Genomic DNA, 16,954 nt, shown 5'->3' with positions numbered 1-16,954 from the left:
AGGCAAAAAGGCAGGGGCTTCTGACACGTTCCCCCTTATGAATCCCCCGCGTGCCGCAACAGAGGTGCACGTTCCGCGAGTTTTTTATGTGTAAAAAGTCTTATGGCTCTATGCCCGCGCGGTCTAATTCACAAGTAAGCCCGTTATAGTAGGTACCACCAATGGAGAACATTGCACCCTGTATGGAGACAATGGGACAATATAAAAAGGTTTGGGGAAGTTTGAAACACTTTTCCTCAAAAAGGGTTTCATTTAACACCTCGCACGAAAGTGCGAGACTGCTTATTTCGTAACCTAAAACATTTTTCTTGGTACACTTCTTTTGTTGTTTGACAAAAGAAGTGTACTCGTCGCCGTAGCGGCGAAACTTTTATGAATAAATTAGTAGAATAAAAGTTAATAAACTCTGTTCTAAAATTAGCTGAGTTCTATAACGTAGATTTAAATTATCTCTGTGGAATCAGCAATGAAAAAAGAAATTATCCGTTAAAATAAAAATTAGTTAGCAGTCAAACGAATGACTGCTATTTTTTTGTAAATAATTTATGAAGTCGCTTGACAAAAACAAAAATCCGTGTAGAATAATACTTGTTAGCACTCGAAAGACAAGAGTGCTAAATCCAAAAAAGAGGTGATAAGCTGTGGAGATTGACAAAAGAAAATTGAAGATACTTGCAGCTATCGTCGAAAACTACATTCGCACCGGCGAACCCATCGGCAGCAAGACATTGGCACAGATGCTGGAGTTTCAGGTGTCCCCCGCCACCATCCGCAACGAGATGTCTGCGTTGTTCGATTTGGGGCTGCTCGAACAGCCGCACACATCGGCAGGCAGAATTCCGTCGCATCTTGGCTACAGGATGTACATCAACCAGCTGATGCACTGCAAGCCGTTGACGGAGGACGAACGCGACGAAATTGACGCGCTGTTCAACGTGAGGGACCCCGACCCCGACCGTCTGTTGGAGGATGCTGCAAACGTGCTGGCGCATTATACCAACTGTGCGACAATTTCTACCACCATTACGCCCAAGCATGTCACTGTACGCCGCATTGAGGTGGTGCCTATCGACCGCCGAACGGTGGTAATGCTGGTGGTTGCATCAAACGGTGTGATTAAAAACAAGGTGGCACGCGTAGACTATAACTTAAACCGAGAAATCATCGAGTTCTTTAATAAGTTTGCAAACGACCGCTTCGGGGGACGCTCGATGGACGAAATTTCGACCATGTACGTCAGCTCGGTTGCAGTTGCACTCGGTGAATACTCCCGCGTGTTTACCCCGCTGCTTGCCGGCCTTTACGAGCTTTGCAAGGCGATCAACGACGGACAGTACTTTGCAAGCGGTGAAACCAATCTGCTTGGCTACAAGGAATTCGATGCGGTGGCGCACGACTTGCTCACCACCATCTCCGACCGCGAGAAGATTACCGATATCCTCCCCTTCCAAAAAGAGGGCGTGCAGATTTCAATCGGTAAAGAAAACCCGCTGTCTGAGCTCACCGATTCTTCGGTGATTGTTGCGACCTACAAAATTGGCAAAGACAGCTGCGGTGCTATCGGCGTGGTTGGTCCGGTTCGGCTGGACTATCAAAGGCTAATCCCACATCTGGAATACTTTGCGAAGACGTTAGGAAAACTGTTATCAGATACCCTTGAAAACGAGGAGTAACAGGACATATAAAACCTGCGGGGATTCCCGCTTAATATCAAAAGCAGCAAACCGCTGCTGAGAGGAGACAGAGAGAGTGTCTGCAAAAAAAGCAAAAGAGTCTGCACCGCAGGCAGAAGAGGCTAAGGTGGAGGATGTAGCCACCGAAGAAACCGCTGCACAACCTGCTGTAGAACAGGAAATCAGCGAGGCGGATCTGCTGAAAAAACAGATGGAAGAGCTCAACGACAAATTGATGCGAACCCTTGCCGAGTACGATAATTACCGCAAACGTTCGCAGAAAGAGCGCCTTGAGATTTACCCCGAGGCAGTTGCCCAAACCGTATCGAAATTTTTACCGGTGCTCGATAATTTTGATCGGGCAATGGAAAGCGAATGTGAGGATTCGGAGTTTAAAAAAGGCGTGGATATGATTTTTACCTCGTTTAAAGAGTGCCTGAAAGCGCTGAACGTGGAGGAGATTGAAGCCGAGGGAAAAGAATTTGACCCCAACCTGCACAATGCGGTGATGCACCTTGAGGATGAAAACCTTGGTGAAAATACCATTGCGGCAGTATTCCAAAAGGGCTATAAAATGGGTGACAAGGTGCTGCGCCATGCCATGGTGCAGGTAGCCAACTAACACAGGCCTATACAATTAAAATAAAAACACCGGCGGGGAATCCCGCGTAAAAAACATAGGCGCACAGCGCCAATTTATTGGAGGGAATTTTTTATGGGAAAAATCATTGGTATTGACTTAGGTACAACAAACTCCTGCGTATCGGTTATGGAGGGCGGCGAGGCAGTCGTAATTGCAAACGCCGAGGGCGCACGCACCACTCCATCTGTGGTTGCATTTTCTAAAACAGGCGAAAGAATGGTAGGTCAGGTTGCAAAACGTCAGGCTGTTACCAACCACGAGCGCACCGTAAGCTCCATCAAGCGACATATGGGTACCGACTACAAAGTACACATTGAAGATAAAAGTTACACCCCGCAGGAGATCTCCGCGATGATTCTGCAAAAGCTGAAAGCGGATGCAGAAGCATATCTGGGCGAAAAAGTTACCGAGGCGGTTATTACCGTTCCTGCGTACTTCACCGATGCTCAGAGACAGGCGACCAAAGACGCAGGCAAAATTGCAGGTCTTGATGTAAAACGTATCATCAACGAGCCCACCGCTGCTGCACTTGCTTATGGCGTGGACAAAGAAAACGACCAGAAGGTTATGGTATACGACCTTGGCGGCGGTACCTTCGACGTTTCCATCATTGAGATGGGCGACGGCGTGCAGGAGGTTCTTGCAACCGCAGGCAACAACAAGCTGGGCGGCGACGACTTTGACGAGCGCGTCATCAACTACCTTGCTGCTGAGTTCAAAAAGGATTCCGGCATTGACCTTTCGGGCGATAAAATGGCAATGCAGAGACTCAAAGAGGCTGCTGAGAAAGCGAAGATTGAGCTTTCCGGCATGACCACAGCAAGCATCAACCTGCCGTTTATCACCGCAGATGCAACCGGGCCGAAGCACCTCGACATCACTTTGACCAGAGCAAAATTCAACGAGCTCACCGCAGACCTTGTTGAAAAAACCATGGGCCCTGTTCGTCAGGCGCTCTCCGATTCCGGCTTGCAGCCTTCTCAGCTCGATAAAATCCTGCTGGTGGGCGGTTCCTCCAGAATCCCCGCTGTACAGGATGCCGTAAAGGGCATTACAGGCAAAGATCCGTTTAAGGGAATCAACCCCGATGAATGTGTGGCAATTGGTGCAGCCATTCAGGGCGGCGTGCTCGGCGGCGACGTAAAAGGCCTGCTGCTGCTCGACGTCACTCCCCTGTCCCTTGGCCTTGAAACACTGGGTGGTGTATTTACCAAAATTATTGAGAGAAATACCACCATCCCCACCAAAAAATCGCAAGTATTCTCCACCGCGGCAGACGGCCAAACCTCGGTTGAGGTTCATGTTCTGCAGGGTGAGCGTGAGATGGCAAGCGATAACAAAACTCTGGGTAACTTCCGCCTTGACGGCATTCCGGCAGCACCCCGTGGCGTGCCCCAGATCGAGGTAACCTTTGATATCGACGCCAACGGCATTGTGCACGTTTCGGCGAAAGACCTCGGCACGGGCAAAGAACAGAACATCACCATCACCTCCTCCACCAACATGTCCAAAGACGATGTGGAGCAGGCAGTGAAGAACGCAGAGGCATTTGCCGCTGAGGATAAAAAACGCCGTGAGGAGATTGATACAAGAAACGGTGCAGATCAGATGGTTTACCAGTCTGAAAAGACCATTACCGACCTCGGTGATAAGATTGCGGCGGATGAAAAAGCTGACCTTGAGGCGAAGATTGCAGCACTCAAAGAGGCGCTGAAGGGCACCGATGTTGAGGCAATTAAAGCAAAACAAGAGGAACTGCAGAAGAAATTCTACGAGGTTTCCTCCAAGGTTTACGAGCAGGCCCAGGCAGCCGGCCAGCCAGCACCGGGCGCAGATGCAGACGCAAATGCAGGTGCGGCTCCCAATGAAGGCGACTATGTTGATGCGGACTACAAGGATGCGGATGACGCAAAATAAGTTTATTTGATGCCAATGTAGGGGCACGGCAAGCCGTGCCCCTACAGATGCGTTTTACAATTAAAGCGCATTGTGGTACACTAAGCTATTGTGAATAAACATATTTGAATTTGATAAAGGGTGGTACATTTGCCTGACAAAAGAGATTATTATGAAGTGCTCGGCGTACAAAAGGGCTGTTCCGACGACGAGCTGAAAAAAGCATACCGAGGTCTTGCGAAAAAATATCACCCGGATTTAAATCCTGGCGATAAAGAGGCCGAGGCAAAATTTAAAGAAGTTAACGAAGCGTATGAAATCCTCTCTGACGCGCAAAAGCGCCAGAAGTACGACCAGTTCGGCTTTGCAGGGGTTGACCCCAGCTATGGCGCGGGTGCGGGCGGCGGTTTTGGCGGCTTTGGCGATATGGATTTTGACTTAGGCGACATCTTCGGCAGCTTTTTTGGTGGCGGCTTTGGCGGCAGTAGCAGAACCCGCAACCCCAACGGGCCCATTCGCGGCAATGCGGTAAATGCGCAGCTGAACCTGTCGTTCATTGAGGCTGCACTGGGCTGTCAAAAAGAAATTACCATACAGCGCCTTGAACGCTGCGATACATGTGAGGGCACAGGCGCCGCAAAAGGCACCTCGCCCGAAAGCTGCTCCGATTGCAGCGGCACCGGTCAGGTGCGCGTACAGCAGCGCACACCGTTTGGTGTTATCCAAACCAGCAAAACCTGTCCCAAGTGTGCCGGTAAAGGTAAGGTTATCAAGAGCCCGTGCGGCGACTGCCGCGGCATGGGGCGTATACGCCACACCAGAAAAATTATGGTCAACGTACCCGCAGGCATCGACAATGGTCAGACCTTTGTGATGAGTGGGCAGGGTGACCACGGAATGAATGCAGGGCCTGCCGGTGACCTGAACGTGACAGTGGGCATCCGCCCCGACCCGATTTTTGAGCGCGACGGCTTCAACGTCTGGTGTGAGGTACCCATCACCTTTACGCAGGCAACGCTCGGCGATGAAATTACGGTTCCCACCATTGATGGCAAGGTGACCTACGAAGTACCCGAGGGTACACAGCCCGGCACCACTTTCCGCCTGCGCAACAAAGGTATTTCTTTTGTGAACGGGCGCGGCAGAGGCGACCAGTACGTCAAGGTAACCGTTGAAGTACCCAAAAACCTCAACAACAAGCAAAAGCAGGCGCTGAAGGATTTTGAGGAGCTTGCAAACGATAAAAACTATGAAAAACGCAAGGGCTTTTTTGAAAAGATTAAGGATGCGATGAAGGGAGAGGACTAATCGGTGGAGTGGAGCGAAGTAACCGTTAAGGTGCCAGCACAACAGGTGGACGATGCAGCGGCGATTACTCAGATGGCGGTGCCCTATGGCATTTACATTGAGGATTATTCTGATCTCATCACCGAAGCGCCCAAAATTGCACAGGTCGATTTTATCGATGAAGAGCTGCTTGCGAAAGACCGCACTCATGCGCTGATTCATCTGTACATCAAACCCACCGAAAACCCCAATGAGGCGGTGTCGTTCCTCACCGAACGCTTTACCTCCGAGCAGATCCCTTTCCAAATCACCACAGTAAAGGTGCAGGAGGAAGACTGGGAAACCGAATGGAAGAAATACTACCACCCCATTCAGGTGGGAAAACGCCTTGTGGTGTGCCCCTCGTGGGAGCATTACGACCTTGTCGGCGACGAGGTTGTGGTCTCACTCGACCCGGGCATGGCGTTTGGAACCGGCACACACGACACCACCAGGCTGTGCATGCAGTTGCTGGAGGAATATGTTGCCGCCGACACCACAGTGCTTGATATGGGCTGCGGAAGCGGTATTCTTTCGATTGCGGCTATGCTGCTGGGTGGTAAATCCGCCATCGGTGTGGATATTGACGACACCGCGGTGCGCGTTGCCAATGAAAATGCCGCGCTGAACAAGGTGACCGATCGTACCACCTTTCTTTGCGGCGACCTCACCGACAAGGTTAGCGGCACCTTTGATCTTATCTGCGCCAACATTGTCGCAGATGTCATCATCCGCCTCTCCCCTGTTATTCCGCAGTTCTTAAAGCAAGACGGGGTATTCATCGCATCCGGCATTATTTCAGAACGCGCCCATGAAGTGGTTGCAGCGCTTGAAGAAATTGGGCTGCACATTGTGAAGCGTGAAGAAAGCAGCGGCTGGGTGGCTTTGGCGTGTAAATTTTAGCAGAGAGCATGGGCTTTTCTGCTTTTACTGAATCAACGGAGGCTTAAACTATGCCGCGATTTTTTGTAGAGCATGCGAACGGCGACAAGATTACCATCACGGGTGATGACGCGGCACACATCAGCCGCGTGCTGCGTATGGGTGTGGGCGATGACCTCATCGTATGCGAAAACAGCACTGACATCGAATATTTTTGCAAAATTGCCGATATCAGCGCAAGTGCGGTGACGCTTTCGGTTGACCGCTCGCAGCACAGCGCTGCCGAGCCTGACGTAAAGGTGCACCTGTATCAAGCGTTGCCCAAATCGGATAAAATGGAACTGATCATTCAAAAAGCGGTGGAGCTGGGTGTGTGTGAAATAACCCCGATGCTTACCCGCCGCTGTGTATCGCGCCCCGATGCCAAAAGCCTTGCCAAAAAGAGGGAGCGCTGGCAGAAGATTGCGTATGAGGCCGCCAAGCAGAGCGGCCGCGGCAGAATTCCGGTTGTTCACCCCGTGGTGGAGTATAAAGACGCGGTGCAACAAATGGGCAAAGTGCCGCTTTCGATTCTGTTTTACGAGCTGGGCGGTAATAAGCTCAAAGAGCTACTGCAAAGCTGCCCGAGTCAGGTTTCGATCGCAGTTGGCGCAGAGGGCGGCTTTGACGAAGAAGAAGTTGCCTGCGCAGTAGAGCAGGGTATTCGTACCGCCACACTGGGCAAGCGTATCCTACGCTGCGAAACCGCGCCGCTGTGTGCGCTTTCCGCCATTATGTTTGAAACCGGAAATCTAAATTAGTAAAAAAAACCGAACATTGCGTTCGGTTTTTTTATTCACATTTTTGTGTTATAATAAAGCCGCTGAAAATTCTAGTGCTGTTTTGTAAGCAATAGAAGAATCGGGCTTCAAAATTTGACAAATTAACCATAAAGGAAATGATACAATGGCAAATGCACCCCAAAACTACCGCGGCAAACGCCGCAGAGGCCGCCGTAAATCCCCTGTGCCAATGATTTTATTGCTTGCAGCAGTTTTGCTTGCAATTATCATTGGTGTGGCGGCCTGCAACCACAAAAAAAGCGGGCAGGAAAACTCGCAGCCGCCCGAAAGTCTCATATCTGAAAGTGACGCGCCACTGGAAAGCAGCAGCGAAGACGAGGCTTCGAGCAGCGAGAGCGCTGTACCCGTAGGCGGTGAGGAGAGCGATGTTACCGTGAGCAGCGAAAGCAGTTCCGGCTCGTCTAGCGCAGGGCCGAACCCTGAAAAGCCTGACGACTGGCGGTTGGTGCTGGTAAACCCCAAAAACAAGCTTAGCGGCGACTATGACGTAACACTTGCCAATGTGAATGCAAGCTACCAGCTAGATGCGCGCATTGTGGAAGACATGCAGGCAATGATTGCCGCGGCAAAAGCAGATGGATATTCACTGCAGATTTGTTCGGCGTACCGTTCTACCGAGCGCAGCGCGGTGCTTTACAAGAACAAGGTGAATCAATTGAAGAACAGCGGGTATTCCGATGAAGAAGCGGCTGTGGAGGCTGCCAGATGGGTAGCACCACCGGGAACCAGTGAGCACAACACAGGGCTTGCTGCTGACATCGTATCGGTAGGCTATTTCACCAAATACGCAGACCTGGAGCACGACTTCGAAAAATTCGATGAGTTCAAATGGCTGTATGAAAACTGCGCCGACTATGGCTTTATCCTGCGTTACCCCAAGGATAAGCAGGAAATCACAGGCATTACCTATGAGCCGTGGCATTACCGCTATGTGGGCAAAGAGAATGCTCGTAAGATTATGGATCAGAAAATCTGTTTGGAGGAGTACTTGAATCAACATTAGGAGTGAAGGCCTTGACATTCGGCGCGCCACAACAGAATAGTCAGAGCACCGGTACCTCTGCGCTGAGCGCAGCGGTAGGCATATTGCTGGCCGGGGCGATTCTTGTTACCGGCACCTCTCTTGCAAACGCACTCAAAAATAAGGGCGAGGAGTTAGTGGTGAAGCAAGTGTTTCAGCAGGAACAGGCCCAGCTGCGCGGCACCGAAAACAAATTACTGCGCCGTAAAACTGTGGGGCTGCTCGAGCAGTATGCATTTGCATTTGCCGATGCCGCCATTAATTTTGATACAGTGCCAAAGCTGAACAGTAAGATTTTTTTAAAGCTTGCAACCTCAATGCCCGATGATGTGGAGCCTGTAAGCGTTGCATTTGATCACTACGATATTATACTCACCTGCTATTCACAAAGCGAGCAGTCGCCTGCAGTATTTTACCAGAGGCTGCAGGAGGTGGGGCTGTTTCAAAGTGTGGCACAGTCTTCCGTTATCAAGCAGGAGGAGGGCTTTGTGTTTCAAATCATCTGCTCTCCTCATATCAGTGAGGGGCAGCTGACTTTAGAATGACAGCAATAAAAAAAAGAGACGCAGAAGCGTCTCTTTTTTTGTGAAATTTTGAACAGTGCGGAATGCGTGCCTGAGCTACGGTACGCGGGGATTCATAAAGCGTTTCCTCCCGCCGGCTAGCCCACCATAATCTTGCCGTCCGGCATGATCTGGTTTTTGTTGATGCCGCCTCGAACGGCGAGAGAAAGTACAAACGAAATGGGGCCTACACGCCCGGTAAACATGGTAAGAATCAGCACCATCTTGGAAGGGATGTTGGCAACCGCTGTTACACCAGATGAAAGCCCAACCGTTGCAAATGCCGAAACTGCCTCAAACATGGCATCGATGCCTGTTTCCAGTGTACTTTCGGGAATGGTGAAGTACATTACACCGCCCGCAATAATCACCAGAAAAGCCGCCAGCACGATAATTGTCAGTGACTTGTATACCGTGTTTTTCGCTACCTTGCGCTTCATAATCACCGTATCCTCACTGCCCTTGATGACCGAAAGCACCGTCATAATTACAACCGAAATAGTGGTGACCTTAATACCACCGCCCGTAGAGCCGGGTGCCGCACCGATGAACATCAGAATCATCGAAAGGGTTTTGGTAATGAGGTGCATTTGGGTAATATCAATGGTATTAAAGCCTGCAGTACGGGTGGTAACCGATTGAAAGTACGCGGCGAAAAGCTTTTCGCGCAGCGACATGTCTGCCATGGTAGCGGGGTTATTCCATTCGCAAATCAAAAACATCGCCGTGCCCGATGCAATCAAAATTGCGGTAATCAAAAGCACCACGCGGCTGTGCAGCATCAGCTTTTTGGTTTTGCGGTATTCCATCAGGTCTGCCCATACCACAAAGCCCAAGCCACCGATAATAATCAGCATTGTAATGGTGAAAATAACAATAAAATTACCATTATAGTTGCTCAGTGAAATGAATGGCTGTTCAAACCCCAAAATATCAAAGCCTGCGTTACAAAAGGCCGATATCGCAAGAAAAATTGAGATAAAAATACCATAGAGACCGTATTTCGGAACAAAAACCAGCATTAAAATTGCCGCGCCAATGCCCTCCACCGCCAGCGATGCCTTTACAACAATGCGGATCATTTTGTCGATATCCATAACGCCGTCAACGTTAATCGCCTCCTGTGCACGCTGCATAGAGCGAAAGCCCAGGCGCTTGCCGATAACAATGTTGAAAAATGTGGTAATCGTTACAAGCCCCAGCCCACCCACTTGAATGAGCGCAAGTATGGTTGCTTGGCCGAAAACCGACCACTTGGTGCCGGTGTCAAACACAATTAGGCCTGTAACACAGGTGGCACTGGTAGCCGTGAACAATGCGTCCAGCACATTGGTAAACTGCCCGTCTCTTGATGAAAAAGGCAAGCAGAGCAACAGCGTACCAACGGCAATTACAGCAAGAAAGCTAAGGCAAATAGCACGTGCGGGTGAGGTAGAAAGCGAAGAACGTTTTTTCTCGGGCGAACTTGGGAACACAGCGAACAGCACTCCTTTATATTTATAAGGTCCTTATTGCACAAAATAAAAGCGAGGTGCCCCTCGCCTTTTCCGATTAAAGCTCAAGCAAAAAGTTCTTTGCACGGCAAATCAAATTTTTGTCGTTTTTAAAAGTGACTGCGCTTAGTGCCTCATCAATTCCCAGCCATTTTACCTCGCTGACCTCTTCGTCCTGCTTGCGCACCTGATCGTTTTCGGCATAACCTAAAAAGTATACCACCTGTTTTTTCACATTTGGTTTTGGATAGTATTCCACACACTCGCGAAAACCATCCAACAAATCAATGGTAAGCCCTGTTTCTTCATTCACCTCTCGCAGTGCGGTTTGCACCTCGTTTTCTCCGGCCTCCACATGCCCTTTCGGAAAAGACCAATGGCCGCCGAAGCGATGCCTGATTAAAAGTAGTTCAGGCTGTTTATCGTCCTTTTTACGGTACACAAGGGCACCGCATGACTTTTCACGTTTCATTTTGGTAATCCTCCACTTAAACTCGTAACACAATCAACATCCATTGTGCAACACACTGCGTGCACGACACTCTATCTACCTAATATAACACTTTTTTGGCTTTTAGAAAAGCCCTAATGCATAAAAAATGCATCTTTCGCGCTGCTTGTAATTGACAACTTTTTTTAATTAGTATAATATAGAGGGTACGGGTTTATCCCTCTGTAAATCTATTATTCAGCCGGATAGACCTGCTGCCTCTATTGCAACGAAATTTTGCAGCTCAAATAGGCTAAAAACTTAATATGCCCCCATAGTTAAATGGATATAACAGACCCCTCCTAAGGGTCAGTTGCAGGTTCGATTCCTGCTGGGGGTGCCACCGGCTTGAAGCCGGATACAATTCGCGCACTTCACTTTTGTGGAGTGCGTTTTTCTTTGCACACGCGCCGGAATCTTGCATTTTTATAGGCGGCGTTGCCCCCTAATGACGTCGGTTTTCGCCGCTGGTGCTCTGAAAACACTCCTGTCACCCCATAGGAGAAAGCGGTCGACGGTGTTCGCCCGACCGCTGGAGCGTGCTACCCGGGTAGGCCACGTCCAACATTACTCATTGTCTAAGAACACGTAAAATCTTTTTTTATACGCAAAAATGTGATATGATGGGTTTAAAGCGATTGCACCACGCAGGTAAACAGGAAGTTGCAGTGTGGATTGGTTCGATTAGGAGGGATTAGCGTTATGGATGATGAATTAAAAATTAAAATGTACTCATTTACGGTGGATTGCAAAGACCCGCATAAATTGGCAAAATTTTATGCAGCGTTGCTCAAGTGGGAAATAATGTTTATCGATGAAGATTGGGCATGTGTATACGCTCCAGGAACCAATCAGGGATCATATCCTGGTATAATGTTTCAACACAATCCTGAGTATAAACCGCCTGTGTGGCCGTCAGAACCTGAAGCTCAACAGCAAATGGCACATATAGACTTCGCCGTTAATGATTTAGAAAAAGCAGCTGAGTATGCAATCCATTGTGGAGCAGTTGTCGCAGCCAAGCAATTTTCCAGCAATTGGAGGGTTATGATTGACCCCGCCGGGCACCCTTTTTGCTTATGTCAAATGAAATCAATTATCGAAAGTGCCCATTTTGCATTGTTATAGAAAATCGCAAAATTGAGAGAAAAGTTACGATATTAACAATTTTTTTCACTATTATTCCACCAGTTTAAAGCCGAACAGAAAACGCGCCTCACTTTGTGGGGCGCGTTTTCTTTTGTGCCCGCACCCTAAGTTTTGCACCTATTTTGACACAATGATACAAACAATAAAAAGCAAGAGCGCCCCAGCGGCACAGATTCAAGTGATTTTGCTTTGTGTGATATTTAAATTCCATTTTATACAATAAATTCCTTTACAAAAACCATTAGGTATGTTACTATTGGTAACAGGAGGGCGATGTATGGATATTATAATTTTGGGCTTACTAATGATACGAAAATGTACGGTGTATGAAATGCGCAAGAGTATTGACATGTGCTTTTCTTCCATCAGCAGCAACAGTATGGGCAGTATACAGGCAGCTATAAAGAAATTGTTGGCCAACAATATGGTTAGATTTAATGAATACGTAGAGAGTGGCGTTAACAAGAAAGTATACGAAATTACAGATGCTGGTAAGGGCTGCTTTTACGCGAGCGTCTCATCGCCTATGCGGTATAAAGAAAAAAACATGGAACTGAGCAAGCTGTTCTTTATGGGCTTTACAAATAAGGAAAGTTGGAGGCAATTAATAGATGCCTACATTAACGAACTAAAAGAAGAACAAAAGGCGCTGCATAGTATACGTACAATCATAGACAACAACCCTGCCATTAATGAAGAATATTTGGAAGAATTGAAAAGAACAAGCTCTATCCGTTTTGAAGAATTTGCAAACCCAATTGAATACGTCAAGGGAATCGCTTTTTTTCAGTGCGCAACACTTGAGCTCTCAATTGACAAGATTGCTTTTGAAATTGAATGGTTTGAGAAATTAAAGGATACGATGGAGAGGGGGGGAACCTTTGAATAATCTTGAAAAAAGGAAATATGAAAAAGGCTTCGAAAAGGTCTTTCATAAACTGACGCGGTCTTCCATAATCTATGAATGTTCCTTACACATAGAGAATACGGAGGGCAATTTTTCATGGAGCAAAGGGTATGGCGGAAGAAGCCTCGATTCTCCAATGGTGCTGACCAGTGTCTCTAAGTTGTTTACGACTACCTGTATTTTAAATTTAATACAGCAGGGAAAATTATCACTGCAAGATAATTTATCCGAATTTTTTGATTCGGAAATACTGCAAAGCATACATGTTTATAAAGGCATCGATTGCTCCGGTCGGCTAACGGTAGGTAATTTGCTTTTCCAGAATACGGGGTTCCCGGACGTCTTTGCAGTAGGGACAAACTGTATCAACAAGAAAATGATAAGATCAGATGTTTCTGTATCATTTGAGGATTATGTAAAAATCGCAAAAGAGAGTAGGAAGAAATTTGCTCCCGGTGCTGCGGGGAAGGCTCATTACTCTGATCTGAATTTTGAAATGCTGGGCAAAATAATCGAGCGGCTTGAGCAAAGCAGCCTGCACAATGTGTATAAAAAATATATTTTTGATCCTCTCAATCTTCAAAATACATATATGCCGGAAAATGATTGTGATTTCATCCCCAACATATATCACAGAGAAAATGCCTTATATCGTCCCATGCTGATTCGCAGTATTCCGGCTAGCGGAGGATGCATCAGCACATCAAAGGAAATGATGCAATTTATTAAGGCCTTTTTTGGAGGAAAGCTATTTGATAGGTGCATATTTGAGCAATTGCGCAGTTTTGCGATGATACAATACGCACCACCGCTCGGGCAATATGGGGGCGGGTTTGTACGGTTAAATATCTCCGGAATTGCCAGTTTGTTCCGGTGCAAGGGCGAACTGATCGGACATATGGGAGCCAGCGGAGCTTATGCCTACTATTATCCGGAAAAGGATTTGTATTTTGTAGGAGACAACAATCAAATCTCTGCCCCTGGCAAACTGTTTACAGTCCCGCTACAGTTGGCAAAAGTGGTATCCGACTAATAGTTTTGCACCATTTTGTTATGTGCGGCTTATATTGTACCATAATTTGATTTTTTGCGAGCGGAACAAGAAAATCCCCTTGACAATAGTAAAATAGTCTTATATAATTAGGAAAATTTAATTACTTAAACCGATGAATAAGAAGAGTACGCATAATTTTTGCTTTTCAGAGAGCCACCGCTTGGTGTGAGTGTGGCAAGTGAGGTTATGCCGAATGGACTTATGAGGGCGGGACGAAAAACAGCCTTGTTTAGTAGTGCCCGACGGGTTCTCCACCGTTACCATGGAAGCATATATGTTTGTATATGAAATAAGTGGGTATGTTTTACATATCAATTTGGGTGGTACCGCAGAAGTTTACGAGACTTTTGTCCCAGCAGAATGCTGAGGACAAAGGTCTTTTTTGTTTTGTTTCCATAAACAGTTTATATAAAAAAGAAAGAGGGTAACCGCAATGAAAAACATTCCGCACAGAATTTATTTGACCGAAGAACAGATGCCGAAGCAATGGTATAACCTAAGGGCGGACATGAAAGAGCTGCCCGCACCTATGCTCAACCCCGGCACCCTGCGGCCTGCAACCGAAGAGGATTTATACCCTGTGTTTTGCAAAGAGCTTGCACATCAGGAGATGGATGACAAAACCCGCTATGTCGATATTCCGCCCGAGATTCAGGAGTTTTACAAAATGTACCGTCCCTCTCCGCTCATCCGCGCCTACAACCTTGAAAAGGCGCTGGGCACCCCCGCAAAAATATATTATAAATTCGAAGGCAACAATACCTCGGGCAGCCATAAGCTGAACTCCGCCGTTGCACAGGCATATTATGCAAAAAAGCAGGGTCTGCAAAGCCTTACCACCGAAACCGGCGCCGGCCAGTGGGGTACCGCCCTTGCCGAGGCATGTTCCTTTTACGGCATTCCGCTTACCGTTTATATGGTCAAGGCTTCTTACGAGCAAAAACCGTTTCGTAAAGCCATCATGCAAACCTTTGATGGTAAGGTAATTGCCAGCCCGAGCAATACCACCGAGGCGGGCAGAAAAATTCTGGCGGAAAACCCCACCACGGGCGGCAGCCTTGGCTGCGCAATTTCCGAGGCGGTGGAGAAAGCAGTTACCACCCCCAACTGCCGCTATGTGCTGGGCTCGGTTTTAAACCAGGTGTTGCTGCACCAGTCCATCATCGGCTTAGAGTCAAAAATAGCGATGGAGCTGATCGGTGAATATCCCGATATCATCATTGGCTGTGCGGGCGGGGGCTCCAACCTTGGTGGGTTGATTGCACCCTTTATGCAGGATAAATTGACCGGCAAGCAAAACTCCAGAATCGTGGCGGTCGAGCCTGTCTCCTGCCCGTCGCTCACCCGTGGCAAGTACGCCTACGACTTCTGCGATACCGGCAAAATTACGCCTATGGCAAAGATGTATACATTGGGCTGCGAATTTATTCCCGCCCCAAACCATGCCGGCGGTCTACGCTATCATGGCATGTCACCGGTGCTGTCGAAGCTGTACCATGACGGCTATATGGAGGCAATTGCCGTAGAACAGACAAAAGTGTTTGAGGCGGCCACCTTCTTTGCAAAGCAGGAGACGATTCTACCCGCACCCGAATCCGCACATGCCATTCGTGCGGCAATTGACGAGGCGCTTAAGTGGAAAGAAACCGGAGAAGAAAAAACAATTCTGTTTGGTCTGACCGGAACAGGCTATTTTGATATGACAGCCTATACCTCGTATCTTGAGGGGAAAATGAGCGATTACATTCCAACCGATGAGGAGCTTCAGGCAGGCTTTGATAAGCTGCCAAAAATACCCGGAATACAGGAATAACTCAGTGCTTTGCCGACACGCCCGCAATAAAAAAGCGGGCGTGCTTTTTGTATCATAAATTGTTTACAAAAAGGCGGTATATTGATGCATGCCTTTTGTGCTATGCTATTATTTGCAATAATATTATGCTTTTTAAGGTGATTGGATGGATTACAACAACAATTTTAACCAAAACAAACTGTCTGAGTCCGGCTACACATATGTACAGGGCTTGGGCTTTGTTCCGTTTGGCCCGGCGTATCAGGAGCGCACCTCGCTGATCACCTGTGCGAACGCAGCGGGGCTTGCAGTATTGCTCTACCTGTTTTTACGGGTTGCTGTTCCGGCTTATGTTGTACGCTTTTTTATGTTGTTTATGCCACAAATCCGTTATTTTAACTCACACCTAATGGCCCCCGAATGGATAACACAAATTATAGACGGGCTGAGTTTTCTGTTATGCAATTTTGTTGCGTATGGGCTTTATCTGCTGTTTATTCGTATCCCCGTAAGGGTAGCGCTTCCGCTGAAGCGCCCACAGGCAGCAATGACCGTACCTGCGGTGTTTATTGCACTTGCGGTTTCGGTGCTTGGGTCTGCCGCAACAGCAGCCCTCAGCGGTGTGATGAGCCTTGCGGGGCTGATTCCCATTATGCCCGACATCTCGGTTTCTGTAACGCCGGTGGGGCTGATTGCCGCGCTGGTGAACATTTGCATTTTACCCGCGATTGTGGAGGAATTTGTATTCCGCGGTGTGCTGATGCAGAGCCTGCGCCGCTTTGGTGACGGTTTTGCACTGGCGGTATCTGCGATTGTTTTCAGCTTGCTGCACCTCAATTTTATGCAGGCACCCATTGCATTGCTGATGGGTATGGTAATCGGTTATTTTGTCATCCGTACCGGTACGCTGTGGACGGGCATTATCATCCATTTTGTGAACAACCTGCTGGCATTGGCGCAGCAAATTGTATTGCCCATGCTTACTCAAAGGCAGGCGGAAATTGTAAACCTAACAATGGTACTGCTGTATTTGATTCTTGGGCTCATCAGTACGATTTTACTTGCGCGCAGCAGTGACGATCTATTTCGCTTAAAGACAGTGCCGTCTTCGTTTACGGTACGCCAGCGCACAAAAATGTTTTTTTCCTGCCCGGCAATGATTATTGCGATTGTATTAATTGCATCGTTCTCACTGCAAAGTATTCAAAGATTACCGAGGTAAA

15 protein-coding genes, 1 tRNA gene and 1 other annotated feature are annotated in these 16,954 nt (G+C 47.9%); of the genes, 14 read left to right on the top strand and 2 right to left on the bottom strand.

The features are described from left to right. The first annotated feature begins 641 nt into the window (after positions 1–641). From hrcA to RTV33_RS13220, 8 genes are all read left to right on the top strand, one after another. Positions 642–1,673, top strand: a complete 1,032-nt coding sequence (gene hrcA, locus RTV33_RS13255; RefSeq protein ID WP_312645017.1) for a heat-inducible transcriptional repressor HrcA — start codon at positions 642–644, stop codon at positions 1,671–1,673. A 76-nt stretch (positions 1,674–1,749) separates the two neighbouring features. Further along, positions 1,750–2,295, top strand: coding sequence for a nucleotide exchange factor GrpE (grpE, locus tag RTV33_RS13250; protein WP_312645015.1), 546 nt, complete (start codon positions 1,750–1,752; stop codon positions 2,293–2,295). A gap of 93 nt (positions 2,296–2,388) precedes the next feature. Then, on the top strand, positions 2,389–4,233 hold the full coding sequence (gene dnaK / locus RTV33_RS13245; RefSeq protein WP_312645013.1) for a molecular chaperone DnaK: 1,845 nt from the start codon (positions 2,389–2,391) through the stop codon (positions 4,231–4,233). A gap of 129 nt (positions 4,234–4,362) precedes the next feature. After that, a complete protein-coding gene (gene dnaJ, locus RTV33_RS13240) occupies positions 4,363–5,520 on the top strand; it encodes a molecular chaperone DnaJ (protein WP_312645011.1) in 1,158 nt (385 codons plus the stop codon). A 3-nt stretch (positions 5,521–5,523) separates the two neighbouring features. Next, positions 5,524–6,441 carry a 50S ribosomal protein L11 methyltransferase gene (gene prmA / locus RTV33_RS13235; protein WP_312645010.1) on the top strand — a complete coding sequence of 306 codons (918 nt, stop codon included), beginning with the start codon at positions 5,524–5,526 and terminating at the stop codon, positions 6,439–6,441. 50 nt (positions 6,442–6,491) lie between these two features. After that, positions 6,492–7,220: a 16S rRNA (uracil(1498)-N(3))-methyltransferase gene (locus RTV33_RS13230; protein WP_312645008.1), complete on the top strand. Its 729-nt coding sequence runs from the start codon at positions 6,492–6,494 to the stop codon at positions 7,218–7,220. Between the two features lie 145 nt (positions 7,221–7,365). Further along, a complete protein-coding gene (locus tag RTV33_RS13225; protein ID WP_312645005.1) occupies positions 7,366–8,265 on the top strand; it encodes a M15 family metallopeptidase in 900 nt (299 codons plus the stop codon). Between the two features lie 11 nt (positions 8,266–8,276). Then, positions 8,277–8,828, top strand: a complete 552-nt coding sequence (locus RTV33_RS13220) for a hypothetical protein (RefSeq protein WP_312645003.1) — start codon at positions 8,277–8,279, stop codon at positions 8,826–8,828. A 116-nt stretch (positions 8,829–8,944) separates the two neighbouring features. On the opposite strand, the gene RTV33_RS13215 is transcribed toward RTV33_RS13220, so the two are convergent. Beyond that, positions 8,945–10,321, bottom strand: a complete 1,377-nt coding sequence (locus RTV33_RS13215; RefSeq protein WP_312645000.1) for a TrkH family potassium uptake protein — start codon at positions 10,319–10,321, stop codon at positions 8,945–8,947. Positions 10,322–10,397: 76 nt separating this feature from the next. Continuing rightward, the gene (locus RTV33_RS13210; RefSeq protein WP_312644998.1) at positions 10,398–10,811 is read right to left on the bottom strand and encodes an NUDIX domain-containing protein; all 414 of its coding nucleotides are present in this window, start codon (positions 10,809–10,811) and stop codon (positions 10,398–10,400) included. A gap of 286 nt (positions 10,812–11,097) precedes the next feature. On the opposite strand from RTV33_RS13210, the gene RTV33_RS13205 reads away from it, so the two are divergent. The 6 genes from RTV33_RS13205 (at position 11,098) to RTV33_RS13180 (ending at position 16,953) form a co-directional block, all read left to right on the top strand. Beyond that, a tRNA-Arg gene (locus tag RTV33_RS13205) sits at positions 11,098–11,172 on the top strand. Between the two features lie 359 nt (positions 11,173–11,531). After that, on the top strand, positions 11,532–11,957 hold the full coding sequence (locus tag RTV33_RS13200) for a VOC family protein (protein WP_312644997.1): 426 nt from the start codon (positions 11,532–11,534) through the stop codon (positions 11,955–11,957). A gap of 298 nt (positions 11,958–12,255) precedes the next feature. Further along, positions 12,256–12,867, top strand: a complete 612-nt coding sequence (locus RTV33_RS13195; RefSeq protein ID WP_312644995.1) for a helix-turn-helix transcriptional regulator — start codon at positions 12,256–12,258, stop codon at positions 12,865–12,867. Further along, complete coding sequence (locus RTV33_RS13190) at positions 12,860–13,918, top strand: serine hydrolase (protein WP_312644994.1); 1,059 nt, start codon at positions 12,860–12,862, stop codon at positions 13,916–13,918. Before RTV33_RS13195 ends, RTV33_RS13190 begins: the two co-directional genes overlap by 8 nt. Before the next feature lie 124 nt (positions 13,919–14,042). Further along, positions 14,043–14,297 (top strand) — a binding site (T-box leader). Positions 14,298–14,372: 75 nt separating this feature from the next. Further along, positions 14,373–15,752: a TrpB-like pyridoxal phosphate-dependent enzyme gene (locus tag RTV33_RS13185; protein WP_312644992.1), complete on the top strand. Its 1,380-nt coding sequence runs from the start codon at positions 14,373–14,375 to the stop codon at positions 15,750–15,752. Positions 15,753–15,897: 145 nt separating this feature from the next. Continuing rightward, complete coding sequence (locus tag RTV33_RS13180) at positions 15,898–16,953, top strand: CPBP family intramembrane glutamic endopeptidase (RefSeq protein WP_312644990.1); 1,056 nt, start codon at positions 15,898–15,900, stop codon at positions 16,951–16,953. The last annotated feature ends 1 nt before the right edge of the window (position 16,954 follow it).

Origin of the sequence: Hydrogenoanaerobacterium sp. (assembly GCF_032017025.1) — a bacterium.
In the GTDB taxonomy this organism is placed as follows: Bacteria; Bacillota; Clostridia; order Oscillospirales; family Ruminococcaceae; genus Hydrogenoanaerobacterium.
This window is presented reverse-complemented; position numbering and strand designations above follow the sequence as displayed.

What these genes read in the sequence shown, in the direction of transcription:
- dnaK (WP_312645013.1), top strand. Translation starts at nt 2,389, where the DNA reads ATGGGAAAAATCATTGGTATTGACTTAGGTACAACAAACTCCTGCGTA.
- RTV33_RS13230 (WP_312645008.1), top strand. Translation starts at nt 6,492, where the DNA reads ATGCCGCGATTTTTTGTAGAGCATGCGAACGGCGACAAGATTACCATC.
- RTV33_RS13225 (WP_312645005.1), top strand. Translation starts at nt 7,366, where the DNA reads ATGGCAAATGCACCCCAAAACTACCGCGGCAAACGCCGCAGAGGCCGC.
- RTV33_RS13210 (WP_312644998.1), bottom strand. Translation starts at nt 10,811, where the DNA reads ATGAAACGTGAAAAGTCATGCGGTGCCCTTGTGTACCGTAAAAAGGAC.
- RTV33_RS13200 (WP_312644997.1), top strand. Translation starts at nt 11,532, where the DNA reads ATGGATGATGAATTAAAAATTAAAATGTACTCATTTACGGTGGATTGC.
- RTV33_RS13195 (WP_312644995.1), top strand. Translation starts at nt 12,256, where the DNA reads ATGGATATTATAATTTTGGGCTTACTAATGATACGAAAATGTACGGTG.
- RTV33_RS13185 (WP_312644992.1), top strand. Translation starts at nt 14,373, where the DNA reads ATGAAAAACATTCCGCACAGAATTTATTTGACCGAAGAACAGATGCCG.
- RTV33_RS13180 (WP_312644990.1), top strand. Translation starts at nt 15,898, where the DNA reads ATGGATTACAACAACAATTTTAACCAAAACAAACTGTCTGAGTCCGGC.